We start from the raw sequence: 24,471 nt of genomic DNA, 5'->3' as shown, positions 1-24,471 counted from the left end.
CTCCGTGAAGGATGGGACTTTATCGCAACCGCATTTGACCTGATATAGGTCGGATGCCCGCGACGCCTGTCTACATCGTCTGCTCGCCCCGGCCGCAATCCGGGAAGACGCTGCTTGCGCGGGTGCTGAGCGAGTTCCTACTGCTGAAGAACGGCCAAGTGCTCGCCTTCGACGTCACCTTGCGCGAGCCGTCGCTGCTCGACTTCCTGCCGCAGATCACGGAGACCGCGACGATCGAGGACACCTACGGCAAGATCCAGCTGATGGACCGGGTGATCCTCAACGACGGCATCCCCAAGGTGATCGACCTCGGCTACTACTCGTTCGACGAGTTCTTCAAGATGTCCGAACAGATCGGCTTTTTGAAGGAGGCCGCGCGGCGGAACGTGGTCCCGATCATTCTGTTCTGCGCCGAAGGCGACCGGGTCTCGATGCGCGCCTACGATGCCCTGCGGCGCCAGATCCCGAAGCCCCAGCTGATCGTGGTCGAAAACGACCACGTCCTTCGCGAGGAGCTCCCCGACCTCTACAGCCGCAGCAAGCATCTGCACATTGCCGCCCTGCCCGCGTTCCTCAGAACCTATATCGAACGTTTTTCGTTCTCCTTCACCGGCTACCTGCGCCAGGAGAAGGACCCCTCCACCGAGCTCTATCAATGGATCCGGCGCAACTACTATGCGCTGCGCGAGATCGAGAACGAGCTTCTGATGCAGCGGTCCTGACGCCGCCGCGCGCTTCTCAGTGCCCTTCGAAGGAGATCAGCGTGCGCACGGGCACGTCGAGCGCGCGCAGCTTGGCGGCGCCGCCGAGATCCGGCAGGTCGATGATGAAGCAGGCCGCCACCACGGTCGCGCCGATCTGGCGCAACAGCTTCACCGCGCCCTCGGCCGTGCCGCCGGTGGCGATGAGGTCGTCGACCAGGATCACGCGCTCGCCGGGCTGCACCGCGTCGACATGCATCTCCATCTCGTCGGTGCCGTACTCCAGCGCATAGGACATGCTGACCGTCTTGTGCGGCAGCTTGCCTTTCTTGCGGATCGGCACGAACCCGGCCGACACCTGATGCGCCACTGCGCCTCCGAGGATGAAGCCGCGGGCCTCGATGCCCGCGACCTTGTCGATCTTGGAGCCGGCCCAGGGATGCACCAATTCGTCGACCGCGCGGCGGAACGCGCGCGCGTCCGCCAGCAGGGTCGTAATGTCCCGGAACAGGATGCCCGGCTTCGGATAGTCCGGAATGGTGCGGACGGTGTTCTTGATGTCCAGATCGAACGTCATCGTGCTCTCATTGCCTCGTTTGGCCGTGACTGCGAGGAATTCATCATTGCGAGCGAAGCGAAGCAATCCAGGGCCGCGAAAACAACTCTGGATCGCTTCGTCGCTCACGCTCCTCGCGATGACGGCAACCACCTCTCACCCCGGCTGATTGAGCCGGAACGCATTCTCCACGATCCTCAAACCCACGGCATCGCCGAGTGACATCAGCGATTCCGGATGGAACTGCACGCCGCCGACCGGCAGCGTCTTGTGCTCGATCGCCATCGCCACGCCGTCCTCGGTTGCCGCCGTGACGGTCAGCACCTCCGGCATGCTGTCGCGCTCGACGAACAGCGAATGATAGCGGCCGATGACGATCTCGTTCGGCAGGCCCTGCATCAGGCGGCCGCCGCGCACCTGGACCCGCGAGGGCCTTCCATGCGCCGGCTGGGCAAGCTGGCCGAGCTGGCCGCCGAAATACTCGCCCATCGCCTGCACGCCGAGGCACACGCCGAAGATCGGCAGCTTCTTCGCGAGCGCAGCGTCGATCGTCGTCGAGATCTTGAAGTCCTCGGGGCGGCCTGGCCCCGGCGACAGCACGATCAGATCCCAGCTTCGTTCGGCGAGCATCTTCAGCGCGTGGACATAACGCACCACGGTGACGTTGGCGCCGACCTGGCGGAAATAGTCGGCCAGCATGTGAACGAAGCTGTCGTCGTGATCGATCAGCAGCACGTTCTTGCCGGAGCCGGTGGCATCCGGCGCGGTCGACGACAGCGGCTTCGGCGGATCGCCGCGCAGCGCCTGGAACAGCGCCGCCGCCTTGACCTGGCACTCACGATCCTCGGCTGCGGGATCGGAATCGAACAAACAGGTGGCGCCGACACGGACCTCGGCGAGCCCGTCCTTCATGCGGATGGTGCGGATCGTCAGGCCGGTGTTGATCGAGCCGTCGAAATTCACCGCGCCGATGGCGCCGGCATACCAGCGCCGCGGCGAGCGCTCATTGTCCTCGACGAACTGCATCGCCCACAGTTTTGGCGCGCCGGTCACGGTCACGGCCCAGGCGTGGGTCAGGAAGGCATCGAGCGCGTCGAAGCCCGGCCGCAGCATGCCCTCGACGTGATCCACCGTGTGGAACAGTTTCGAGTAGGTCTCGATCTGCCGGCGCGCCAGCACCTTGATGGTGCCGGGCACGCAGATGCGCGCCTTGTCGTTGCGGTCGACGTCGGTGCACATGTTGAGCTCGAACTCGTCCTTCTCCGAGTTCAGGAGCTGGCGGATCTGCTCGGCATCGCCGATGGCGTCGCGGCCGCGGGCGATGGTGCCGGAGATCGGACAGGTCTCGACGCGACGGCCGTCGGAGCGGACGAACATCTCGGGTGAGGCCGAGACCAGGAACTCGCCGTCGCCGAGATTCATCAGCGCGCCATAGGGCGACGGATTGATCCGGCAGAGCCGCTGGAACACTTCCGCCGGCGAGCGCTCGCACGGCTCGGCAAAGAGTTGGCCGGGCACCGCCTCGAACAGGTCGCCGCGGGCAAACGCGGCGCGGGCCTTCTCGACCGTCGCCTGGTACTCGCCGGGCGCGTGATCGGCAAACCCCTGGCGCGGCTCCTTGAGATAGATGCTGGCGTCGGTGTCGCGCGACAGGCCTTCCGTCGACTGTCCGTTCCAGGAAAAATCATAAGACAGCACGACGCCGCGGCCGGTGGCGCGGTCGTAGGCCAAGAGGCGATCCGGCACGTAGAGCACGATGTCGCGCTGGTCCTTCTCGCGCGGCCGCTTCTGCTGGAGGTCCTCGATCTGGAACACGAGGTCGTAGGCGAAGGCGCCGAACAGGCCGAGCAGCGGGTCGTCATTGGCCGAGAGCGCCGCGATCATCGCCCGCACCAGCGACATCACGCTGGCGCGCCGCGTGCGCTGGTCCTCCTCGACCGGGGCCGGGCCGCGGACGATGTGTCCAGCGAGCCGCGCCGGCGAAGCTTCGGTGATGACCACACAGGGCTCGCGCAGCGTGTCCTTCAGGAACGCGATCAGCACCTCGCCGCGGCGGTTCAGCGCCTGCAGGGTGAAGTCAGTGCCCTTGGTCTCCAGCACCAGCGGCGGATCGGCGAAGCCGAGGTCGAAACTCTCGTAGCGGCCGGGCACGGTCGTGCCCGAGGACAGCACCACGCCACGGCGGCGGTCGAGCAGGTTGATCAGGTCATCGAGCCGGCTGGCGCCACCGGAAAACTGCTCGACGGCGCGCGTGATCGCGAGCCCGCTGGAGGTGCGGTAGTCGCTGCGGGCCGGAAGGGCGAAAACGGTCCTGTTCATGGGGTCCTCTTGGGCGTCCTCTTACGGAATTTGCCGAGGAAACGCCACACAGGACCAACCGGAAGCCGCCGCTGCGTGGCGGCCCCTCTGCGATCTCATGTCAAACAAATCGCACCGGCCACCTTTTACAAGGTGCGCCACCAGAGACGGGCTGGGCGGACAAGGGTGCTCATGGGGCGGAACTGACCACGGCGGGCAGCCGGGGTCAAGGGCGGCGGGGCCACAAATGGGGGTGTGATGCCTCAGCCGATCAACAGAGGCGCCGCGGGCCGGCTGCCCGATACAGCGCCCTCGCCCCTTGTGGGTCCCCTTGTGGGAGAGGGCATGTGCGGCCCATCCGCTAACGCGGTTGGGTGAGGGGTCTCTCTCCGCAGCGGCGCTTGCAGAGGCATACCCCTCACCCAACCGAGCATGCCGCTCTGTCCTACATGCCCTCTCCCGTAAGGGGCGAGGGCGCAATAATACGCACCGGCGAGCCGAAGGCACTGGCGCCGACGAGAATGACAAAGGAATATGCAGCAGCATTCTCGCGACACATGATGCCCGAGTGATGATCATCAATTCCGCCCTCCAAGTCGAGGGCGCAGGAAAGGCCGGGCATCGGCTGATGCCCGTGGCCCGCCTGCAGCAAAAAAAGCAGGCGGCAGTCACCACAGGTCAGCCGGACGACCGGCCTTCCCTGCGCGATGGTCTGACGGCTTATACGCACTCTCCCCGGGGACCGGGCTGCCTTGCCCCCGTGACCGGCGGATCATCATCACCACCGGCGCGGCCTCAGCGTCGGGAGGCCAGGACCATGCGACTTCACCGTGCGCGCCCGCCGTTCGTCCGCACGACGTCTGCCATGCTGCGACGTGACACGCCCACCGCATCTCCACCCCGCGTGTCGTGACGATCGCGATACGCCCCTCGTGCCGGGGTGGGACGGAGATATCAGAGCACGAATTCCGAAAAATAGAAACAAGAATGTTTTTTGGCGAAGGACTGGACAGGGCAAATCAGCTTGAGGCGGCTGATGAATTTCGCGGGGCGGCGCATGATCGACCAGCCCGGCACGGAGATCATCGGCAGAGCGAATATCCGAATTGCCGGGCATGCAGTGCCCGGTCTATGCTGCATCGTCTCCCTTGCTGAAGGCATTCGTCCTTTGCGACGCCATCCCCTGGCCTTGCCCGCCATGCTCCTCTTTGCCGCGGCGACGGCGCCCGACGTTGTTGCGCAGGGCGAGCCGCCACTGGCCTGGTGCCTGGACCGCCGTTTCCCGGCCGACCAGCGGATCGAGAGCTGCACCTTCGCATTGCAGTCCGATCGATGGTCCGGACAAGATCAGATCCACGGCTATTTCAATCGTGGCAATGCGTACTATGAGAAACAGGAGTACGACCGCGCCATAGCCGATTTCACCGAAGCGATCAGGCTCGATCCCTCCTACCCGGCGGCCCGCAACAATCGTGGGTTCGCCTACGCAGGCAAAGGCGACTACGATCGGGCGATTGCAGATTATGACGAGGCGATCAAGCTCGATTCGAAGAAGCCGCTCTACTACTACAATCGCGGCTTGGCCTACTTCTCGAAAGAAAATTATGATCGGGCGCTCACGGACTTCAATCGAACGTTGGCGCTGGACCCCGAGCAAGCCAAGCCCTACGTTGATCGCGGCGCAGTCCATGTTCTGAGGAACGACTTCGATCGCGGTCTCGCAGATATAGACGAGGCGATCCGACGCGACCCGACTGACGCCACCGCATACACCCTTCGCGCCGCCGTGCATAAACACAAGAAGCAGTTCGACCGCGCCATCGCCGACTACAGCGCTGCAATCAAATTCGGCCTGACGCCCGCGAAAGCCCTTAACGCCCATTTCAACCGAGGGATCGCGTATTTCGAAACAGGTGACATCGATCACGCCATCGCCGATTTCGACGAAACGATCAGGCGCGATCCGGGTCACGTTCTTGCCCATGTCAATCGCGGCATAGCATATGACGATAAGGGCGATCACGACCGTGCCATCATAGATTTCGGCGTGGCGATCAAGCTCGAGCCGCAACACGCGAAAGCATACATGAACCGCGGCGCGGCCTACGACAAGAAAGGCGATCATGACCGCGCCATCGCCGATTTTGACGAGGCTCTGAGGCTTAATGGCAAGCTTGCAGAGGCCTTCAACCGTCGCGGTATCGCCTACGACGACAAAGGGAATCACGACCGGGCCATCGTCGACTTCGATCAGGCCATCAGGCTCGATCCGAGCTATGCCGATGCCTACAACAATCGCGGCCTCGCCTACAAGGAGAAGGCAGACTACGATCGCGCGATCGCCGACTTCGACGCGGCCATCGCCCTGGCGCCGGATTTCTCCGAGGCCCAAGGCAACCGGGATGAGGTTCGCGAACTGAAGAAGAGCCGCGGGGCTGCAATGCCGGCCCCGGAACGTTAGACGGGTCCGCGGCTGATGCGGACGCGGCGCTGGGTCCGGCCAACCCGGCTATTCCTGACGCGTCATGCGCAGCCGCCCGCTAACCGCAACTCACTGCGATGCATATCGAACAGGTCGCCACGAGACTCGAGGCGACCTGCTGCTACGAGCGCACGGGCGCGCGCGAACAACTCGATATCGCCCGTCTGCAGCACAATCGTCCCGGTTTCGCAAAGCGCCTCCCCGATAATGCTCGCCGTCTTCTGCCAGTCGGCCGTGGCAAATGACAGCAGCACCGAATCGAAGAACGAGATCGGCGCTGACAGCAATTCGCCGTCGCGAATGACGCGCAACGGCGCGTTCTCCGCTTTGAGGCGCGCCCAACGTTCTCGGCAGGCATCACGCCGACTCGGCGACAGAACGGTCCGCAGATCCCACAGTGCATTGTCGCGAATTGTCTCCGGCGACACTAAACCCAGGCTGACGGCCAGCCGTGGCGCCTTCGGCCCAGTCTCCCCTGCCCGCACGACTGTGTCGGTGAGATCGACGATCTCGATCGGCTCATCGCCGAGCCGCCACAGGAGTTCGAGGAAGCCGGCATATTCCTGGGTCGATCGCCGCGTGAACCAGGCGATCCGTCGGTTGTTGCTCGAGAGTGCCTCGTCCCAGAACGATGTTGCCTGGCCGCCCACCTCTTCCCAGCCTGACACTTGCAATTCCTGGTCCATCCAGGCGGTTCGCAGCTCCGGGTCGGGTGGATTGATCGGACCAAAGCTCAGGCTGTCGGCAAAGCCAATCACGCGGTCGCTGCGCCCAGCCTGCTGGAGCGCAGCGCGCAACGTGCCTGCAGCGGACATGTTGAAGACGACATGAAGGATCGCGTGGGGAATTGTTATCTCCCTTGCCAGACGTGCGTTCACGTGGGGCGAGTCACGATGACGCTTCCCTCGCGCCCCATCGCCGCGCGAGCTTGCTGAAGCGCACCGATGACTCGATCGAGCTCTTCGGCCGCCATGAAGACCTCGATGTCGCCGTCCGTCCTCAACGACAGCGCCAACCCGATGCTATCGCCGACGACGCGAACCAGCACGCATGCGTCGTCGCCGGACGACTTGTCGACGAACGTGATCGGCTCGGTGCTCATGCGGGATCCAAGATCATCTGATAGGCCATGCTAGCAGATATCGAAACGTCGTTGGATTCGACATGCCGCCAAACTGGCGGTGCGCTCCCCTCCCCCTTGCGGACAGGGGAGCTCACTGGCGTTGGGGCGAGCGGCACCTCACAACTTGCGAAGCCGAGCGCTCGCGCGGCAGCGGCTCTACAGCAGCGCCAGCGCGGCTTGTTTGAGGTGGGCGGCGATGGCATCGCGGGCTTCGCGTGAGCCGACGCTGCGCGCCATCGTCACCCCTCCCGAGAGGATCGCCATCAGCGACCAGGCCTTTTGCAGCCGAGCTTCATCGGTGCTCCCCTGCAACCCCTTTGCGATCTGCTGCGCGACCCTTTCGAGCGCGGTGCCATAGGCGGCCTTCGTTTCCTCGCTGGCGCGCGTCACGTCCGGCGTCAGGCTCTGCAGTCCGCAGCTCGAGTCCAGGATGCAATGGAGACGTTCTCCGAGATAGAATGCGATGAACGCCTCCGCCCAGCGCGCTCCCATCTGCTGCTGAAGACTCGCAGTGCCCGTCCTGAGATCGTCCAGCCCGGCCAACGCGGCGGCTTCGAACGCGGCGTCCTTCGACTTGAAGTGACCGTAGAACGCGCCGGACGTGACCCCGGCTTCCTTGGCGAGGCCGTCGACGCCGATGCCGCCATAGCCAAGCCGGCGAAAGCCGCGCCCCGCGGCCTCCAACAACTTCGTCTTTGCTTCCTGCTTATGCTCGGCGTGGTACCGCATCTGGCGCCTTCCATAGCGATCGTTATTTCATGCTTGACTGATAACGATCGTTATTTTATTGGTGGATCACGGTCGTTATATAATGACCGCCGTTCCCCGGGACAACCGCCCTAGGGCGAGCACAGGAGGAGTCATGCCGATCAGTCTCACACTCACCGAAGGCGTCATCGCTGCCGACCAGGCGCCGATCGCCGTTGCGCGGATCACGGAATCGTTCCTGAGACACCATGGTCTGGCGGGCAACAGGATCATGGGGGCGAACGTCACGGCCCATCTGAACATCCTGCCGAAGGGCCATACCTTCGCCGGCGGCACGCCGGTCGATGGCGCCTGGATCGAGACCAAGACGCCGTCATTCGCGCTCGCCAGTCACGAGGTCCAGACGGCGTTCTTCGGCGAAGCCACCGACATCCTGCATGACCTCTCCGGCGGGGCGCTTGCCAGGGACCGGATCTGGTCCAACGGCGTCCACGCCGTGGACGGCACCTGGAATCTCGACGGCAGGCCGATGACCAACGACGCGCTCGTGGGGGCCATCACCGCAGGCTGACCACGGTCATCACGGCCGCTACCGCATTGCGCGGCGGCGGCCGTGATTGAATGCCGACCGCTCACGTCCCCGGCTTCACCAGCCCCAGCTCGGCGAACTTCATCTCCGTCGCCACCACCGCGTTCTCATACACCTCGCCGCGCTCGACGAAGTAGTTGAAGTAGCCGGCCGGCGTCTCCGGCTGGATCTCGACCAGCTCCACGGTCTTGTATTTCGGATCGGTGATCACGCCGCTCGCGATCAGGTCGTTGATGCGCTTGAGCGCGTCGACCTCGGCCTTGTAGCCGACCGAGAACCACATCTCCGTGGTCCAGTCCTGCACCTCGAACCAGTTGGCCGGCGCCTGGCCCTGCCACCCCTGGGCGAGCGGGCGGACGGCGAAGACGCGGTCGAAACCGTGCAGCTCGGAAATGATGCTGGCACGGTGATAGGCACCGTCCATCTGTCCCTGCGGCAGCTTGGTGAAGCCATAGAGCGACAGCCAAAGCGCGGCCTTGACCGCCTCCGGCGTGATCGGGCGGATGGCGCGCTCGGCCAGCACCTCGGAGGCGTAGCGCAGGTCGCGCTTGGCCGCCGATTGCCGCGCCTTGACAGCATGGGCGTTGGGAACCGACTTCTCCGCCGGCAGCAGCGCCCGCGCCGCCTCGTTGCCGTAGAGATAGCCGGTGCCGGTCTCGGGATCATAGGTGTTGAACACGACGCCGACCAACGTGGCGTTGAGCGTCTCCGCCGCGTGCGCGAAGTCGGCCTCGCTCCGCACCGGGACATATTGCTGCGCTGGCCACAGCCGGTCGGCGAGGGCGTTGAACGGGCCGTCACGCCAATCCGGCCAGGAGACGAAGCGCGCCAGCGCCTCGGCATAGGCGGGACGAAACACCCCGGGATAGCCGAACATCACCGTGCGCAACTGCGACGCCGGATCCCGGTGGCGGTCGGAGGACATCAGCTCGTTGCGCAGATCGAGACCCTGAAGCCACGCCGACAGCACCAGGATCTGGCCGGACGTCGCGGTGACGAGATCCGGCGTCACGCCCCAGGCGCGGGCAGTGTCGAGGAAGCCGGCGCCATGGGCGTTCAAGCCGCCCAGCCCGGCCAGCGCAAAGGCCACTCGCACGGCTTTCTCCATCAGCAGAGGGACCGGAGAACGCTACCTCAGATTGTTTCGGCGATGCAACCGGCGGCGAATTCGAACATCGAACGAAACGACGCGCTTCGAACATGATCAATGCTCAGATCTCCGCAGGATCCCGGTGATTCGCGGCAACGTGACGGCGCCGAGCGACGAAAAGCTGCAGCCGGCGGCTGTGTGGTCCGTCACAACCTCATGTTGCGCGCGTGCACGCCGCCTCGGGTATCGACCAACGATTGTCGCAACCCAAAAAAGTTACATAACTTGCCTGTGCGCGAGGGCAACACTGTTGTCAATCTGCAATAGTGTGGCAATGATTGGTTAACCATATTGAATTACCTTGGTTAACATGGCCCGCGGCAAACAGCCCTCAGTGTCGCATGCGCTCCCGAAGCAGCCGACGCTGCTCGATTGCTTCCTCGAAGCGCAGGCAAAGCGGACGAAGCGTCGACGGCGCTCCGCCGACGCAGTGACCAGCGCCGACCCCTTGGCTCCTTCAGACGACGCTCCGACTCTTGGTGAGGCCGAAGCGCCCTCGGCCGAAACCAAGGCCGCCCGCGCGGTTTGAGTCCGCACGGCGCGGTTTGGAACCGGCGCGCCGGCCCTCAGCTCAGCCGAGGTGCTTGTGGAAAAACGCCGTGGCGCGGCCCCAGGCGAGTTCGGCGGCCCTGCGATCGTGCACGGTCATGCGCTGCTCGTTCACGAAGGCATGCTCGGCATCGTAGCGATAGAGCTCGAGCGACTTGCCGGCGGCCTTCATCGCCTTCTCGAAGCCGTCCACCAGCGCCGGCGTGCACCAATCATCCTTGTTGGCAAAGTGGGCCTGCAGCGGGATCTTGACGTCGGCCGGCTTGGCCGCCTGCTCAGGCGGAATGCCGTAGAACACGACGCCGGCGGCGAGCTCGTCGATCTTGGTCGCGCCGATGATCGTCACCGCGCCGCCGAGGCAGAAGCCGGTGAGGCCGACCTTGGCGCCGTTGCGCGCCAGAAATTGCGCGGCCCCGCGCACGGTCTGCGTGGTCGCGTCCATGAAGTCGAGCGAGTTCATCTCCCGGCCCGCCGCATCCGTATCGTGATAGGGCACCACCGTGCCCTTGTAGAGATCGGGCGCCAGCGCGTTGAAGCCGGCGAGCGCGAAACGATCGCACATCCCCTTGATCTGGTCCTGCAGGCCCCACCATTCCTGGATGACGACGACGCCCGGCGCATCGGCCTGCGCGGCCTTGGCGAGATAGCCCTTGGCCTCCTGGCCATCGGGGCGCTTGAAGCTGATCAGTGTGCCCATGTGTTCCTCCGCAGGTTTTGTTGGAAGCTGAGGAGCGGGGTTTACCGCAAATGCGCGTCCGGCGCGACGGGAGGCGATCGGGTTCGCTGCAACGTGAGAGGATTCGTAGCCCGGATGAGCGCAGCGACATCCGGGGTCCTCGCCGGCACTGTTGCGATCCAGGATGTCGCTGCGCTCATCCGGGCTACGGGCGCTAGACCGGCATCGCGCGCGGCGCGAACAGGATCACGGCCATGCCGGCGAGGCAGATCAGGGCGCCGGCGGCGTCCCACGGATCGGGGCGATGGCCCTCGACCAGCCAGCCCCATAGCAGCGCCGCGGTGATATAGATGCCGCCATAGGCGGCGTAGGCGCGGCCGGCGAGCGGGCTGTCGGCCACGGTGAGAAGCGTCGCGAAGCCGGCGAGCGCGACCATGCCGGGCAACAGCCATAGCGGCGACTGCCCGAGCCGCAGCCAAGCCCAGAACGCGAAGCAGCCGCCGATCTCCAGCACGGCGGCGCCGGCGAAGGCGAGAAGTGACGGCATGGGCGAACTCCGTTTTCCCGGCTGCGCCGCGGACAAGGCCTCCCCTGGCCCGAGCCCAACTAACACAGGGACAACAAAAAAGCCCCCGGAGGGGCTTTTCGTTTTCATCAGACGTTTCCGATCACCGCTCAATGCGCGGCGGCCCAGACCCGCTTCTTGGTGAAGTACATCAGGCCGGCGAAGATGATCAGGAAGATGAACACCTGATAGCCGAGGCGCTTGCGCGCTTCCATGTGCGGCTCGGCGGTCCACATCAGGAAGGTCGCGACGTCGTGGGCATACTGCTTCACGGTGGCCGGCGAGCCGTCGTCGAACGTCACCTGGCCGTCGGACAGCGGCGGCGGCATCTTGATCGCATGCCCGGGGAAGTACTTGTTGTAGTACGAGCCGTCCGGAATCGTGACGCCGTGCGGCGGGGTTTCTTCATAGCCCTGCAGCAGCGCGTTGATGTAGTTCGGGCCCTGCTCCTGGAACTGGGTGAAGAAGTCGATCAGGAACCAGGGGAAGCCGCGCTTGTAGGAGCGCGCCTTGGCCATCAGCGACAGGTCCGGCGGGGCCGCACCGCCATTGGCGGCCCGTGCGGCCTGCTCGTTCGGGAACGGCGACGGGAAGTAGTCGGCCGGCCGGCCCGGACGCTCGAACATCTCGCCGGCGTCGTTGGGACCGTCCTTGATCTTGTACTCGGCCGCGAAGGCGGCCGCCTGCGCCGGCGAGTAGCCCGGGCCGCCGGGCTCGGCGAGATTGCGGAACGCCACATATTGCAGCGAATGGCAGTTCGAGCAGACTTCCTTGTAGACCTTGAGGCCGCGCTGCACGGCGCCGCGATCGAAGGTGCCGAACGGACCGGCAAACGACCACTTCGCCGACGGCGGGTTCTCCTGGCCTTCGCTGGCACGGGCGTCGCCCATGCTGCCGGCGAGCAGCGACACCGCGGCGACCAGCGCGATCACGGTCGAGACCATCGGCGCCGCCTTGCGGCCGGACCTGGCCAGCACGTCGTCAGCGATCGAGTTCGGCAGCGGGCGCGGCCGCTCGATGCGCGCGAGCAGCGGCAGCACGATCAGGAAGTAGGCGAAGTACAGCACCGTCAGGATGCGGCCGAGCACGACATAGACACCCTCCGGCGGCTGCGCGCCGAGATAGCCGAGGCCGATGCAGACGACGACGAAGATCCAGAAGAACTGCTTGCCGAGCGGACGGTACTTGTTGGAGCGGGTCTTGGCCGAGTCGAGCCAGGGCAGGAACACCAGCACGATGATGGCCGCGAACATCGCGATCACGCCGGCGAGCTTGTTCGGGATCGAGCGCAGGATCGCGTAGAATGGCAGGTAGTACCATTCGGGCACGATGTGCGCCGGCGTCACCGCCGGGTTGGCCGGGATGTAGTTGTCGGCCTCGCCGAGATAGTTCGGCATGTAGAAGATGAACCAGGAATAGAAGATCAGGAAGCAGGCGACGCCGAAGAAGTCCTTGATCGTCGCGTAGGGCGTGAACGGCACCATGTCCTTCTCGGTCTTCGGCTCGACGCCGGCCGGGTTGTTCTGGCCAGTGACGTGCAGCGCCCAGACGTGCAGCACGACCACGCCGGCGATCAGGAACGGCAGCAAATAATGGAGCGCGAAGAAGCGGTTCAGCGTGGGATTACCGACGGAGTAGCCGCCCCACAGCAGGGTCACGATGCTCTCGCCGAAATACGGCACGGCCGAGAACAAATTGGTGATGACGGTCGCGCCCCAGAAGCTCATCTGGCCCCACGGCAGCACGTAGCCCATGAAGCCCGTCGCCATCATCAGGAGGTAGATGATGACGCCGAGGATCCAGAGCACCTCGCGCGGCGCCTTGTATGACCCGTAATACAGGCCGCGGAACATGTGGATGTAGACGGCGAGGAAGAACATCGACGCGCCGCAGGCATGCATGTTGCGCAGCAGCCAGCCGTAGTTCACGTCGCGGACGATCAGTTCGACCGACTTGAAGGCGAGGTCGGCATGCGGCGTGTAGTGCATCGCCAGGACGACGCCGGTCACGATCTGGATGCCGAGCATCATCGAGAGGATGGCGCCGAACGTCCACCAATAGTTCAGGTTCCGCGGCGTCGGGTAGGCAATGAAGGACGAGTGGACCAGGCCGATGATCGGAAGTCGTTGCTCGAGCCACTTCAAGGCGGGGTGGCTCGGCTGGTAGTCAGAAGGTCCACTCATGATGCGTTCCTGAAGAAATTATCTTGCACGATCGAGCGTGAGCTCAAGACGAACGTCTGCTCAGCCGATCTGGATCTTGGTGTCGGAAACGAACTGATAGGGCGGGACGGGAAGATTGAGCGGCGCCGGCCCCTGGCGGACGCGACCGGAGGCGTCGTACTGCGAACCGTGGCACGGGCAGAAGAAGCCGTCGTAATTGCCTTCGTGGGCGATCGGGATGCAACCCAGATGGGTGCAGATGCCGATCACGACCAGCCACTGCTCGTGGCCGTCCTTGGTGCGGGACTGGTCGGTCGCCGGATCCGGCAGGCTCGACACCGGCACCGCGCGGACCTCCTCGACCTGCTTCTTGGTGCGGTGGGAGATGTAGATCGGCTTGCCGCGCCAGAACACCTTGATGTCCTGTCCTTCGGCGACGGGCGCGAGATCGACCTCGATCGGCGCACCGGCCGCGATGGTCGAGGCATCGGGATTCATCTGGGAGATGAAGGGCCACAGGGCGGCCACAGCACCGACCGCTGCGGTCGCGCCCGTGGCGACGAAAAGAAAATCCCGGCGTGTCGGATGATCCGCAGTAGACGCTGTCACGATTCCAACCCTTTCTTCGTTGCAGCCGGTGGAACCGCCCCGCTCGACGTCTTACGATCTCGACCTTGGAGATCACGTGACCGGGAGATCCTGCCGGCGCCCGCGTCCCCCGCGGCGGCAGAAAACGGCTCGCTCCACCGCCCCTGGGGAACAAGCCGTCCAGAATCGTTCTATTGGCACCCTTGCGATACGAGCGCAAGCCCGCTATCGGCCCTGCAGCACGCCATGCACCAATTCCCGCTTCGGAAGCGGACTTTCCGCCTCAGTCCTAAGACCAATTCGCATGCAGATCGCGCTCTATCAGCCCGACATTCCGCAGAACACCGGAACGATTCTGCGCCTGTGCGCCTGCCTCGGGCTCGCGGCCCACATCATCGAACCGGCGGGCTTTCCTGTGTCCGACCGGCAGTTCCGCCGCGCCGGCATGGACTATCTGGACCAACTGAATTGGCGGCGGCACGATTCCTGGAGCGCGTTCGAGGCCTGGCGGTCCGCAGAGGGCCATCGCCTGCTGCTGCTGACGACCAGGGCCGCGACCTGCTATCTCGACTTCAGCTACGGCGCGGACGACATCCTGCTGCTCGGGCGCGAGAGCGCCGGCGTGCCGGACGGCGTGGCGGCGGTCGCCGATGCGCGGCTGCGGATTCCGCTGCAGCCGGGGCTGCGCTCGCTGAACGTGGCGATGGCCGCGGCGATGGCCGCCGGCGAGGCGCTGCGCCAGACCGGACAATTCGTCCAATTGCAATCCGCACAAGGAGCCGGAGGGTGAGCTACGCGGTGAAGGAAATCTTCATGACCCTGCAGGGCGAAGGCGCCCAGGCGGGCCGCGCTGCCGTGTTCTGCCGCTTCGCCGGCTGCAACCTGTGGAGCGGCCGCGAGGCCGATCGCGCAACCGCGACGTGCCGGTTCTGTGACACCGACTTCGTCGGCACCGACGGCACGCTGGGCGGCCGTTATGAGACCGCCGCAGCGCTGGCCGAGGCCATCGGCGGGCAATGGACAGGCGGGGCCGCCGACCGCTATACGATCCTCACCGGCGGGGAGCCGCTGCTGCAGGTCGATGCCGACCTGATCGAGGCGCTCCACGCCCGCGGCTTCGCGGTCGGGGTCGAAACCAACGGCACGCTCATTCCGCCCGACGGGATCGACTGGATCTGCGTCAGCCCGAAGGCCGGCGCCGAGCTGAAGCTGCGGCAGGGCCACGAGCTGAAGCTGGTCTACCCGCAACACGGGGCCGAGCCGGAGACGTTCGCGGGGCTTGCCTTCGAGCGCTTCTCGCTGCAGCCGATGGACGGGCCCGAAGCGGCCGCGAACACGGCGCGCGCCATTGATTACTGCCAGCATCATCCGGAATGGCGGCTCAGTCTGCAGACGCACAAGATGATCGGCATCAGGTAGGGATTGTGACTGACACGATGTGGGAATTGACCAAGTCGTTCACCTTCGAGGCCGCGCATACGCTGCCGATCACGACGCTCGGCGAAGCCAGCCAGGAGATCCATGGCCACTCCTTCCGCGCCGAGGTGACGGTGCGCGGCGATGCGACCCATCCCGAGACCGGCATGGTGGTCGATTTCGGCGTGCTGACGCAGCGGCTGAGCGAGATCCAGGCCATGCTCGACCACAAGTTCCTGAACAAGATCGAGGCGATCGGGCTGCCGACGCTCGAGAACCTGTCGCGCTTCATCTATGAGCGCGTCCGCTCGATCGGCCATGTCACCAAGGTCAGCGTCCACCGCGACAGCTGCCGCGAGACCTGCACCTATTTCGGTCCGCAGGGCTGATCGATTGTGGTAGGACCGAACCGTAGCGACAACAGCGCTGTCACCTCCGGCTGTCATGGACGCTTGACGGCGGGGTGAGCGCCAATGTGCCAGGGGAATGTCCATGACCACCGCCGCCATCGAGGATCGCAAGGCCCGCGCCCGCGCCTGGTTCGAGAGCCTGCGCGACCAGATCTGCGCGGCGTTCGAGCGGCTCGAGGACGAGGCGCCGGCTGACCTTTATCCGCGCACACCGAGCCGGTTCGTCCGAACGCCGTGGGAGCGCACCGACCATGCCGGCGGCCCGGGCGGCGGCGGCGTCATGAGCATGATGCACGGCCGGCTGTTCGAGAAGGTCGGCGTGCACTGCTCGACCGTGCATGGCGAGTTCGCCCCGGAATTCCGCAGCCAGATTCCCGGCGCCTCCGAAGACCCGCGGTTCTGGGCCTCGGGCATCTCGCTGATCGCGCATCTGTGGTCGCCGCACGTGCCGGCGGTGCACATGAACACGCGCTTCGTCGTCACGACGAAAGCCTGGTTCGGCGGCGGCGCCGACCTGACGCCGGTGCTGGACCGCCGCCGCACCCAGGAGGACGCGGATACGCTGGCCTTCCACGCCGCGATGAAGGGCGCCTGCGACGCCCATGCCGCGGTGGCCTCGTACGACAAGTACAAGCGCTGGTGCGACGAGTACTTCTATCTGCCGCACCGCAAGGAGCCGCGCGGCATCGGCGGCATCTTCTACGACCATCACGATTCCGGCGACTGGGAGGCCGACCTCGCCTTCACCCAGGATGTTGGCCGCGCCTTCCTGAAGGTCTATCCCGAGCTTGTCCGGAGCAATTTCAGCAGCCCCTGGACCGCCGCCGACCGCGAGGAGCAGCTCATCCGCCGCGGCCGCTACGTCGAATTCAACCTGCTTTACGACCGCGGCACCACATTTGGGCTTAAAACCGGCGGCAATGTCGACAGCATTCTGTCCTCGATGCCGCCCGAGGTGAAATGGCCCTGAAACTCGATTTGTTGAACCGCGTAGATTGATCATGACCGCCGCCCTGCCCCGCGCCATGCTGATCGACATGGACGACACCATCCTGTCGGCCTATGGCCGTCCCGAGATCGCCTGGAATATCGTCGCCACCGAGTTTGCCGACGAACTCGCGCCGCATACGCCGCAGGCGGTGGCCGCCGCGATCCTGGCCTCGGCACGCAGCTTCTGGTCGGTCGCCGGCGCCGAATGGCGGATGAAGCTGATCCAGGCGCGGCAGGAGGTGGTGAAGGACGGCTTCGCGGCGCTCGCCGGCCACGGTCCTGCTCTACCGACCGAGCTCGCGATCCGGATCGCCGATCGCTTCACCGGCTATCGCGACGAGCAGATGTTCGTCTTCCCCGGGGCGCATGAGGCGATCGACGCATTCAAGGCGCGCGGCGTCAGGCTGGCGCTCGTCACCAACGGCGAGGCCGGCCAGCAGCGCGCCAAGATCGAGCGCTTCGCGCTGGCGCACCGCTTCGACCACATCCAGATCGAGGGCGAGCACGGCTTCGGCAAGCCCGAGGAGCGCGCCTATTGGCACGCGATGGAGCGGCTCGGCGTCGGCCCGGAAGACACCTGGATGATCGGCGACAATCTCGAATGGGAGATCGTCGCGCCGCAGCGGCTCGGCATCTATTCGATCTGGATCGACGTCCATGGCGACGGCCTGCCGGAAGGCACCGACGTCAAGCCCGACCGCATCATCCGCTCGCTGACCGAGCTGGTGCCGGCGGGCTAGGCCCGCGCGGCGCCGGCGTCACTTCGCGCGCCGCGGACCTCCGGCGACTGCGCGCTTGTGCGCCTCCATCAGCATCGCCACGAAGGCCGTCACCTTCGGCGGACGAAAGCGCGCCGCTGGGAACACGGCGTGGATGCCTCCGGACGGCAGTGTCCAGGACGGCAGGATGGCCACGAGGCGGCCGGCCGCGAGATCGTCCCTGATCAGGAAATCGGGCAGCACCGCCAGGCCGCCGCCGGCCAGCGTCGCGGCGAGCACCGCCGGCGTGGCGTTGATGGTAAGCGTCTGGCTCATCTCGACGCTCTCGCGCTCGACGTCGCCTTTCATGAACTGCCAGGTGAGCGGCTCCCTCAGCGCGGCATTCGCAATGAACGGCAACGCGGCGAGGTCGCGCGGATGCGCGACGCGCCTGACCACGTTCGGCGCGGCCACCAGCTGCTGCCGGAAGCTGCCGACCCGGCGGGTCTGCAGGGTGGAATCGTCGAGCCATCCCACGCGGATCGAGAGATCGATCTGGCTGGCGACGAGGTCGATCTTGCTGTCGGCGAGGATCAGCTCGACCCGGCAGGCCGGATAGGTCCGCGAGAACTCGGTTGCGATCGCGGCGAGCGTGCAGGTGCCGTAGTCGTTCGGCGCGGCGATGCGCAACAGTCCCATCGGCTCGGCGTTGCTCTGCGCCAGCTCGGCCAATGCGCTCTCGGCCTCGCGCAGGATGGCAGCACAGCGGGCATGCAGCAGGCGACCGGCTTCCGTCGGCTCGACCCTGCGCGTGGTCCGCACCAGCAGGTCGGTCCTGAGCTCGCGCTCGAGCTGGGCGACCTGCTGGCTGACCACGGCTTTGGTGATCCCGAGCCGATCGGCCGCGCGGGTAAAGGACGCTGCGTCCACCACGGCCGCGAAATAGACGAGGCGGTTGAGATTGATCGCCTCCATGCCGGCGGCTCCTTCTATTGTCCATTAACAGCATACAGTCTGTCTCATTATGCTGTATTTATGAACAAACGAGAACCCGCTATCTCGGCGCCATGCCGCTCCAAGACAGGGTTCCGGAAATGCGACTGACCTATCTGTTCGACCCGCTCTGCGGATGGTGCTACGGCGCCGGCCCGGCGGTCGAGACGCTCGCCGCCCACGACGCCATCACGCTCGAGCTGCTGCCCACTGGCCTGTTCGCCGGCCGTGGCGCCGGCAGGATGGATGCGCAATTCTCCGAATATGCCTGGAGCAACGACCAGCGCATCGCCAAGCAGACCGGCCAGCGTTTCACCGACGCGTACCGCACCCGCATTCTCGGCGCGGGCGGCGCCTTCGATTCGACAGCCGCATCGCTCGGCCTGACGGCGGTCCACGTCACCGACCCCGGCCGTGAGCTCACGGTCCTCAAGGAGCTGCAGCTTGCGCGCTACGTACACGGGCAGGACATCGTGAGCGTCGCGGGCGTCGGCGAAGTCCTTCGAGCGCTGGGCCTTGCGAGCGCCGCCGAGCGGATGCTGGCCCGGGATCACGCGCTGGTCGAGGCCTATGGCCGCCGGCTCCAGACCGCGCATAGCTTGATGCGACGCTACGGCTTGTCCGGTGTCCCGGCCCTGCTAGCGGGTGACGGCGAGCGGCAGAGGCCGCTGCCGGGCAACGCTTTGTACGAACCGCTCGACGGCCTGCTCGCACAACTCGGAGCAGCCTGAGCCGCTCCGTACTCGATGCCTGGCACAATCCACCCAGCCGTCGCACACGGCCGGAGCGCCGCCTGCTGCCCGGCCTCATCGTTTTATCACTCCAAGAAAGAGACTGACATGCCGACACGGAGACAGATCATGACGACAGCGATTGCAGGGACCGCCGCAGCCATTCTCGGTGCATCGGACAGCGGCCGTGCCGCTGGCAGCAAACTGGTCTGGACACACTTTCCCGCCGGTCCGAACGGCTTCTTCCGCGCGCCCGTGCTGCTGAGGGGCCCCACCGAAGCACTGCTGATCGACGGCGGCTTCAACTATCCGGACGGCCGCGCGGTGGCGGCCGCAATCAAGGCGAGCGGCAAGACGCTGACGGCCATCTACATCAGCCAGTCGGACCCGGACTACTACTTCAGCCTCAAGCCGATCCGCGAGGCCTTTCCCGGCGTGAAGGTGATCGCCGCCACGGCGACCATCGAGGCGATCAAGGGCAATGTCGAGAAGAAGCTCGCCGTCTGGGGCCCGCAGCTGAAGGAGAACGGCCCGCAGACGATGGCCGACATCGTTCTGCCCGAACCGTTCGATGGCCCGTCGCTGTCGGTCGATGGCGAGACGATCGAGATCGTCGCCGCCGAGGGGCTGGCCAATCGGCGCTATCTCTGGGTGCCCTCGCTCGCAGCCGTATTCGGCGGCGTCATGATCTTCTCGGGTGTCCATGTCTGGACGGCCGACACCCAGAGCAAGGAGCAGCGCGCAGCCTGGATCGCGACCCTCGACAAGATCGCTGCACGCGCTCCGACGGTGGTGGTCGCCGGCCATGCCGTGGCGGACGCCGCCACCGACCTGTCGGGTGTTCGGCACACCAAGTCCTATCTCATCGCGTTCGAGGAGGAGCTCGCCAAGGCCAAGGACGCCGCAGCCCTGAAGGCCGCAATGGAGGCGAAGTTCCCCGGCCTCGGCATGGGCGTGGCCCTCGACATCGGCGCCAAGGTGGCGAAGGGCGAGATGAAGTGGGGCTGATGCAGGCCGCGGCCACATCAGGCTGACATGACAGAAGCGCCGGCCCGTCAGGACCGGCGCTTCGGCCTTTCGTGGATGGCCGCGTCGTGCCTCAGGCCGGGCGCTCGGCAACGTTGGGACGCCATTTGATCAGGCGGCTCTCGACGAGGTCGAGCAGCGCGTCGATGCGCGCGGAGGAGCTGCGCGCCCGCGTCGAGGCGCTCAACATCAGCTATGGCGTGGGCATGCTGCCGCGGGTGACGATCTCGGTCGGCGTCGCCGCCTATCCCGAGGCCGGCCTCGATCTGACGGAGATCCTGCGCGTCGCCGACGGCGCGCTGTACCGCGCCAAGCACAAGGGCCGCAACCGGGTCGAGCTCGCCTCCGGCGGCATGGTGCCGCCGCTCGACGAGGTGACCACCCGCGCCGTCGCCGCGCTCGATGCCATCGTGGCACGCGCCGAGACCGGCACCATCACGCCATCCGATCGGGACACGGACCAGCAGGTGGCTTGACGCCGGAAGGCTACGCCGCCGGCAGCAGATGCCGCAGCGCTGATGCGATCATCACGCCGCCGCCGGTGATGACGGCGGCGTCGAGGATGGCGGCGTGGATGTGCACCGGCATGCGCGCGACGAAGGCCTTGGCGAGGAACGCGCCGGGCACCGCGACCGCGCCGATCAGCAGTGCGAACGCCAGGACCTGCACGGTGACCACGCCGGCCAAACCAAACACCGAGATCTTGATGACGCCCGTCGCCACCGAGATCATCGCGTCGGTGGCGACGACCGCGGCGCCTTCGAGGCCGGCGGCCATCAGCAGCGACAGCAGGATCACGCCGGAGCCGGAGGTGCCGCCGACCAGCACGCCATAGCCGACCGCTCCGGCAGCAAGCCCGCCATTGCCGATCCTGACCTCGCGCTTGCGCAGGATCCGCCGCAGCGGAACGCTCATGATGAGCATCGTGCCGATCACGAACGCCGCGCCGGCATTGGTCAGTCGCGTGTAGCCGTAGGCGCCGAGCGCGGTCGTGAGCGCGGCTGCCGCGATGACGATTCCGGCGCGCGTACGGTCGGCATGGCTGATATAGGCGACGACACGGCTGAGATTGGTGAGGATCGCCGAGATCGCGATGATCGGCACGACCGGCTCGGCCCCGACCATCGGCACCAGCACGAGCGGCATGAGAGCGCCGGTGCCGTAGCCGGCAAGACCACCGATGATGGAAGCGAATAGAGCGACGGAAGCGACGAGCAGGAGTTGCAGCAGCGAGATGTCGGCAAAACCTGCCAGAAAATTCATGAACGTCCGTCGCGGTTGACACGCGCCGCCGCCTGATCGGCGATCGCATTCAGCGATGCCTCGTCGAGCGGGAAGTCCGCGGCTAACCAGGCATCCTCTGCGAGGGTAAGCACATGACCGAGAAGCGGCCCCTCCGCAACCCCGCGCGCGATGAAATCGGCCGCCTTCAACGGCAATTTCGGCGGCGTGAAGCGCTGCGGCAACAGCGCACGCTCGCGCCAGCGCCGGTCGTCGCGATCGCGCGCCCGCGCCCAGCCGAGCATCAGGCGGTCGCGATAGACGGTCTCGCCGAGACGATACAGCAGACGCCGGACTCGCGCCTCGTCGGCGGAAGCGAACCGCCACCAGCGATGGCCCATGCCGTCGAGCGCCTTGGTCTCGGCGTTGGAGAGCTTCAGCCTGAAGCCGAGACGGCGCGCATCCTCGGTCACGGCGACCGCGAGCGCCGCGAGACGGCGGACCGGGCTCGGCGAAAGCTCCAGCTCGCGCTCGATGCCGATCATCGCGGCGAACGGACCGAGATAGGCGACGCCGCCGAGGATCGCCGTCAGCAACCCGCCATCCGCCATCGCCGTGACCGCGCCGACAGCGCCGTCGGTGACGAGCAGCTTCAGCATCTCCATGCGCACGCGCTCGGCTGACAGCGTGGCGAGCCCGGCACGGCCGGCGATGCAGGCCAGATAGCCCTCGCAATCGGGGGCGCCGTGACCGAACGCCGAATGGATGCGGAAGAAGCGCAGGATGCGCAGATAGTCCTCGGCGATGCGCTGGGCGGGGTCGCCGATGAAGCGCACGCGGCGCTGGGCGATGTCGGCGAGGCCGCCGACGTGATCATGCACCACGCCATCGGGCCCGACGGAGAGCGCGTTGATGGTGAAGTCGCGCCGGTGCGCGTCGCCGACCCAGTCGCGGCCGAACTCGACCTTGGCCTTGCGGCCGAAGGTCTCGGTGTCCTCGCGCAGGGTCGTGATCTCGAACGGATGGCCGTCCAGCACCAGCGTCACGGTGCCGTGGTCGATGCCGGTCGGCACGCTCTTGATCGACGCCGCCTTGGCACGCCGGAGCACCTCCGCCGGCAGCGCCGTGGTCGCGATGTCGATGTCGCCGATGGCGATGCCGAGCAGCGCATTGCGCACGGCGCCGCCGACCACCCGTGCTTCCTCGCCATCGCAATTGAGCAGCGCGAGCACGCGCGCGGCGGGACCGGACGAGAGCCAGGGCGCGTGCAGCACCCGCGCGTCGATCATTTCTCGACCCCTGGAACGAGCCTGCCGTTCTCGACATGAGCGGGGACGTAGGTCGAACGCGGCGGCGCGCCGGAGAACTCGGCGATCAGGACCAGACTTGCAATCACCAGCACCAGGGCCGCCACCGTCAATTTTGTGGTCAGATGAAAGGGCCAGTTGGCCGGCACCAACAGCCCCGATTTGGTCGCGAGCAAGAACAACACATAAACCGCAAAAGGAATGAGGAAAATTCCGATTTCCGTCAATACGCCACGGATCATGGCCGACCGATCCGCTCGTACAACACCCGAAGGATGCCCGCTGTCGCGCCCCATATGTAGCGCTCGGCGAACGGCATCGCGTAATACGAACGCTCCATGCCGCGAAACTCCTTGGAATGCAGCTGGTGATTGGCGGGGTCCATCAGGAAGGCCAGCGGCACCTCGAAGGCGTCGTCGACCTCGCCCTCGTTGATCTTGAGCGTGAATCCCGGCCGCACCCGCGCCACCGTGGGCAGGATGCGGAAGCCGAAGGCGGTGCCGTAGACGTCGAGATAGCCGATCGGGTCGACGAAGCTGCGGTCGAGCCCGATCTCCTCTTCGGCTTCGCGCAGAGCGGCATCGAGCGGAGAGGCATCGGTGACGTCGATCTTGCCGCCGGGAAAGGCGATCTGTCCGGCATGGCTCGAGAGGTTCGGCGAGCGCTGGGTCAGGAGGACGGTCGGCTCGGGGTGGTCGACCACCGGGATCAGCACCGCCGCGGGGCGGATCGGCTGCTCGCGGGAGATGATCTCGAGCATGCGGTCGGTGCCGGAATCTCCACTGGCCGGAATGACGTCCGGATCGAGCAGGGCCTGCGGAACGTCGAAGTGCAGCCGCGCGCGGCCCCGCGCGAAGAAATCGGCCGAACTGAGTTCAGCGGTCCTGTTCCTCACCATGGGCTGGTTCAAAGCGCCGCCCTCACCTCTGCTGCATCGGCCATGGGGAAGAACGCGCCGCCCGACCCCACGCCGAACATCACACGACCATCGATCATCCGCTCCTCACCCATGTCAACAAGCTCGTAGTACAGCGCCCGCGTCACCTTGGCCCAGAGATCGGCTCGCACATGCAGATAGGGCGTCAGCCCGCCGCTCTCGCCGGGCTCGAAGCGCAGCCGATGCTCGGCATCGCACGCGACCCAGTCGTCGACATTGGTGCGGAAATGCAGCAGCGGCCCGCGCGCATCGCTCTCCGTCCGCATTTCTACGGCCGTGAAGGGGGCATCATCGACGCGGATGCCGACCTTCTCCACCGGCGTGACCAGAAAATAGCGGTCACCCTCGCGCTTGAGGATCGTCGAGAACAGCCGCACCAGCGCCGGCCGCCCGATTGGCGTGCCCATGTAGTACCAGCTACCATCACCGGCGATTCGCATGTCGAGATCGCCGCAGAATGGCGGATTCCACAAATGCACCGGCGGCAGTTCCTTTGCCGATGTGCCAGCCTGCGTTGCCGCCGACGTCAGCCGATCGAGTCCGTTGTCGGTGGTCTGCCCTTGCTTCGCCATGGTTTGCCTTGAGTTTGCGTCCA

At 65.9% G+C, this 24,471-nt stretch carries 27 protein-coding genes; 11 read left to right on the top strand and 16 right to left on the bottom strand.

What is annotated here, in order from left to right; genetic code table 11:
• Positions 1–53 precede the first annotated feature (53 nt).
• Positions 54–722 carry a hypothetical protein gene (locus ACQR1E_RS15425; protein ID WP_315717273.1) on the top strand — a complete coding sequence of 223 codons (669 nt, stop codon included), beginning with the start codon at positions 54–56 and terminating at the stop codon, positions 720–722.
• Positions 723–738: 16 nt separating this feature from the next.
• Here ACQR1E_RS15425 and ACQR1E_RS15420 read toward each other — a convergent pair whose 3' ends face one another.
• Positions 739–1,278: an adenine phosphoribosyltransferase gene (locus tag ACQR1E_RS15420; protein WP_172133418.1), complete on the bottom strand. Its 540-nt coding sequence runs from the start codon at positions 1,276–1,278 to the stop codon at positions 739–741.
• Between the two features lie 135 nt (positions 1,279–1,413).
• Positions 1,414–3,576 (bottom strand): anthranilate synthase component I, encoded by a 2,163-nt coding sequence (locus ACQR1E_RS15415; protein ID WP_315717274.1) that lies wholly within the window; start codon positions 3,574–3,576, stop codon positions 1,414–1,416.
• A 1,015-nt stretch (positions 3,577–4,591) separates the two neighbouring features.
• On the opposite strand from ACQR1E_RS15415, the gene ACQR1E_RS15410 reads away from it, so the two are divergent.
• The gene (locus ACQR1E_RS15410) at positions 4,592–6,016 is read left to right on the top strand and encodes a tetratricopeptide repeat protein (protein WP_434897244.1); all 1,425 of its coding nucleotides are present in this window, start codon (positions 4,592–4,594) and stop codon (positions 6,014–6,016) included.
• Positions 6,017–6,078: 62 nt separating this feature from the next.
• Here ACQR1E_RS15410 and ACQR1E_RS15405 read toward each other — a convergent pair whose 3' ends face one another.
• The 3 genes from ACQR1E_RS15405 to ACQR1E_RS15395 form a co-directional block, all read right to left on the bottom strand.
• Entirely contained in the window at positions 6,079–6,915 is an 837-nt protein-coding gene (locus ACQR1E_RS15405) for a DUF3658 domain-containing protein (protein ID WP_316175817.1), read from the bottom strand.
• On the bottom strand, positions 6,912–7,139 hold the full coding sequence (locus ACQR1E_RS15400) for a hypothetical protein (protein WP_315717277.1): 228 nt from the start codon (positions 7,137–7,139) through the stop codon (positions 6,912–6,914). Before ACQR1E_RS15400 ends, ACQR1E_RS15405 begins: the two co-directional genes overlap by 4 nt.
• 177 nt (positions 7,140–7,316) lie before the next feature.
• Positions 7,317–7,889: a TetR/AcrR family transcriptional regulator gene (locus tag ACQR1E_RS15395; RefSeq protein ID WP_434897243.1), complete on the bottom strand. Its 573-nt coding sequence runs from the start codon at positions 7,887–7,889 to the stop codon at positions 7,317–7,319.
• Between the two features lie 133 nt (positions 7,890–8,022).
• On the opposite strand from ACQR1E_RS15395, the gene ACQR1E_RS15390 reads away from it, so the two are divergent.
• Positions 8,023–8,439, top strand: coding sequence for a 4-oxalocrotonate tautomerase (locus ACQR1E_RS15390; protein WP_315717279.1), 417 nt, complete (start codon positions 8,023–8,025; stop codon positions 8,437–8,439).
• 61 nt (positions 8,440–8,500) lie between these two features.
• Here ACQR1E_RS15390 and ACQR1E_RS15385 read toward each other — a convergent pair whose 3' ends face one another.
• From ACQR1E_RS15385 to petA, 5 genes are all read right to left on the bottom strand, one after another.
• Positions 8,501–9,553, bottom strand: a complete 1,053-nt coding sequence (locus ACQR1E_RS15385) for a hypothetical protein (RefSeq protein ID WP_434897242.1) — start codon at positions 9,551–9,553, stop codon at positions 8,501–8,503.
• A 625-nt stretch (positions 9,554–10,178) separates the two neighbouring features.
• Positions 10,179–10,853: a dienelactone hydrolase family protein gene (locus ACQR1E_RS15380; RefSeq protein WP_434863374.1), complete on the bottom strand. Its 675-nt coding sequence runs from the start codon at positions 10,851–10,853 to the stop codon at positions 10,179–10,181.
• Positions 10,854–11,046: 193 nt separating this feature from the next.
• The gene (locus tag ACQR1E_RS15375; protein ID WP_316193426.1) at positions 11,047–11,379 is read right to left on the bottom strand and encodes a YnfA family protein; all 333 of its coding nucleotides are present in this window, start codon (positions 11,377–11,379) and stop codon (positions 11,047–11,049) included.
• Between the two features lie 128 nt (positions 11,380–11,507).
• Positions 11,508–13,580 (bottom strand): cytochrome c1, encoded by a 2,073-nt coding sequence (locus ACQR1E_RS15370; RefSeq protein WP_315717284.1) that lies wholly within the window; start codon positions 13,578–13,580, stop codon positions 11,508–11,510.
• Positions 13,581–13,640: 60 nt separating this feature from the next.
• Positions 13,641–14,171: a ubiquinol-cytochrome c reductase iron-sulfur subunit gene (gene petA, locus ACQR1E_RS15365; RefSeq protein WP_315717369.1), complete on the bottom strand. Its 531-nt coding sequence runs from the start codon at positions 14,169–14,171 to the stop codon at positions 13,641–13,643.
• Positions 14,172–14,451: 280 nt separating this feature from the next.
• Between petA and ACQR1E_RS15360 the strand changes: the two genes are divergently transcribed.
• The 5 genes from ACQR1E_RS15360 (at position 14,452) to ACQR1E_RS15340 (ending at position 17,703) form a co-directional block, all read left to right on the top strand.
• Positions 14,452–14,937, top strand: a complete 486-nt coding sequence (locus ACQR1E_RS15360) for a tRNA (cytidine(34)-2'-O)-methyltransferase (RefSeq protein ID WP_316183790.1) — start codon at positions 14,452–14,454, stop codon at positions 14,935–14,937.
• Positions 14,934–15,566 carry a 7-carboxy-7-deazaguanine synthase gene (gene queE, locus ACQR1E_RS15355; protein WP_316193427.1) on the top strand — a complete coding sequence of 211 codons (633 nt, stop codon included), beginning with the start codon at positions 14,934–14,936 and terminating at the stop codon, positions 15,564–15,566. Before ACQR1E_RS15360 ends, queE begins: the two co-directional genes overlap by 4 nt.
• Positions 15,567–15,583: 17 nt before the next feature.
• Positions 15,584–15,952, top strand: coding sequence for a 6-pyruvoyl trahydropterin synthase family protein (locus ACQR1E_RS15350; RefSeq protein ID WP_315750453.1), 369 nt, complete (start codon positions 15,584–15,586; stop codon positions 15,950–15,952).
• 103 nt (positions 15,953–16,055) lie between these two features.
• Positions 16,056–16,943, top strand: coding sequence for an oxygen-dependent coproporphyrinogen oxidase (gene hemF / locus ACQR1E_RS15345; RefSeq protein WP_315717287.1), 888 nt, complete (start codon positions 16,056–16,058; stop codon positions 16,941–16,943).
• Positions 16,944–16,974: 31 nt separating this feature from the next.
• Entirely contained in the window at positions 16,975–17,703 is a 729-nt protein-coding gene (locus ACQR1E_RS15340) for an HAD family hydrolase (protein WP_315750400.1), read from the top strand.
• Between the two features lie 18 nt (positions 17,704–17,721).
• Here ACQR1E_RS15340 and ACQR1E_RS15335 read toward each other — a convergent pair whose 3' ends face one another.
• Complete coding sequence (locus ACQR1E_RS15335) at positions 17,722–18,636, bottom strand: LysR family transcriptional regulator (RefSeq protein WP_316226361.1); 915 nt, start codon at positions 18,634–18,636, stop codon at positions 17,722–17,724.
• A gap of 119 nt (positions 18,637–18,755) precedes the next feature.
• On the opposite strand from ACQR1E_RS15335, the gene ACQR1E_RS15330 reads away from it, so the two are divergent.
• The 3 genes from ACQR1E_RS15330 (at position 18,756) to ACQR1E_RS15320 (ending at position 20,887) form a co-directional block, all read left to right on the top strand.
• Positions 18,756–19,385, top strand: a complete 630-nt coding sequence (locus ACQR1E_RS15330) for a DsbA family protein (RefSeq protein WP_315717290.1) — start codon at positions 18,756–18,758, stop codon at positions 19,383–19,385.
• Between the two features lie 108 nt (positions 19,386–19,493).
• Positions 19,494–20,393, top strand: coding sequence for an MBL fold metallo-hydrolase (locus ACQR1E_RS15325; protein ID WP_315717291.1), 900 nt, complete (start codon positions 19,494–19,496; stop codon positions 20,391–20,393).
• A 71-nt stretch (positions 20,394–20,464) separates the two neighbouring features.
• Positions 20,465–20,887, top strand: a complete 423-nt coding sequence (locus ACQR1E_RS15320) for a diguanylate cyclase (RefSeq protein WP_316159420.1) — start codon at positions 20,465–20,467, stop codon at positions 20,885–20,887.
• 10 nt (positions 20,888–20,897) lie between these two features.
• On the opposite strand, the gene ACQR1E_RS15315 is transcribed toward ACQR1E_RS15320, so the two are convergent.
• The 5 genes from ACQR1E_RS15315 to ACQR1E_RS15295 are packed head-to-tail and all read right to left on the bottom strand — an operon-like array spanning position 20,898 to position 24,448.
• On the bottom strand, positions 20,898–21,674 hold the full coding sequence (locus ACQR1E_RS15315) for a TSUP family transporter (protein WP_315750397.1): 777 nt from the start codon (positions 21,672–21,674) through the stop codon (positions 20,898–20,900).
• Positions 21,671–22,921 (bottom strand): CCA tRNA nucleotidyltransferase, encoded by a 1,251-nt coding sequence (locus ACQR1E_RS15310; RefSeq protein WP_315750396.1) that lies wholly within the window; start codon positions 22,919–22,921, stop codon positions 21,671–21,673. Before ACQR1E_RS15310 ends, ACQR1E_RS15315 begins: the two co-directional genes overlap by 4 nt.
• The gene (locus ACQR1E_RS15305) at positions 22,918–23,181 is read right to left on the bottom strand and encodes a DUF6111 family protein (protein WP_315750395.1); all 264 of its coding nucleotides are present in this window, start codon (positions 23,179–23,181) and stop codon (positions 22,918–22,920) included. The genes ACQR1E_RS15310 and ACQR1E_RS15305 overlap by 4 nt, the downstream gene beginning before the upstream one ends.
• Complete coding sequence (locus tag ACQR1E_RS15300; protein ID WP_409998624.1) at positions 23,178–23,837, bottom strand: CoA pyrophosphatase; 660 nt, start codon at positions 23,835–23,837, stop codon at positions 23,178–23,180. Before ACQR1E_RS15300 ends, ACQR1E_RS15305 begins: the two co-directional genes overlap by 4 nt.
• An 8-nt stretch (positions 23,838–23,845) precedes the next feature.
• Positions 23,846–24,448, bottom strand: a complete 603-nt coding sequence (locus tag ACQR1E_RS15295) for a DUF1285 domain-containing protein (protein ID WP_316175824.1) — start codon at positions 24,446–24,448, stop codon at positions 23,846–23,848.
• Positions 24,449–24,471 lie beyond the last annotated feature (23 nt).

Source organism: Bradyrhizobium sp. HKCCYLRH1030, from assembly GCF_051168395.1.
Taxonomy (GTDB): Bacteria; Pseudomonadota; Alphaproteobacteria; order Rhizobiales; family Xanthobacteraceae; genus Bradyrhizobium.
The sequence above is the reverse complement of the archived record's forward strand: the minus strand, read 5'-3'. Positions and strand labels throughout refer to the sequence as shown.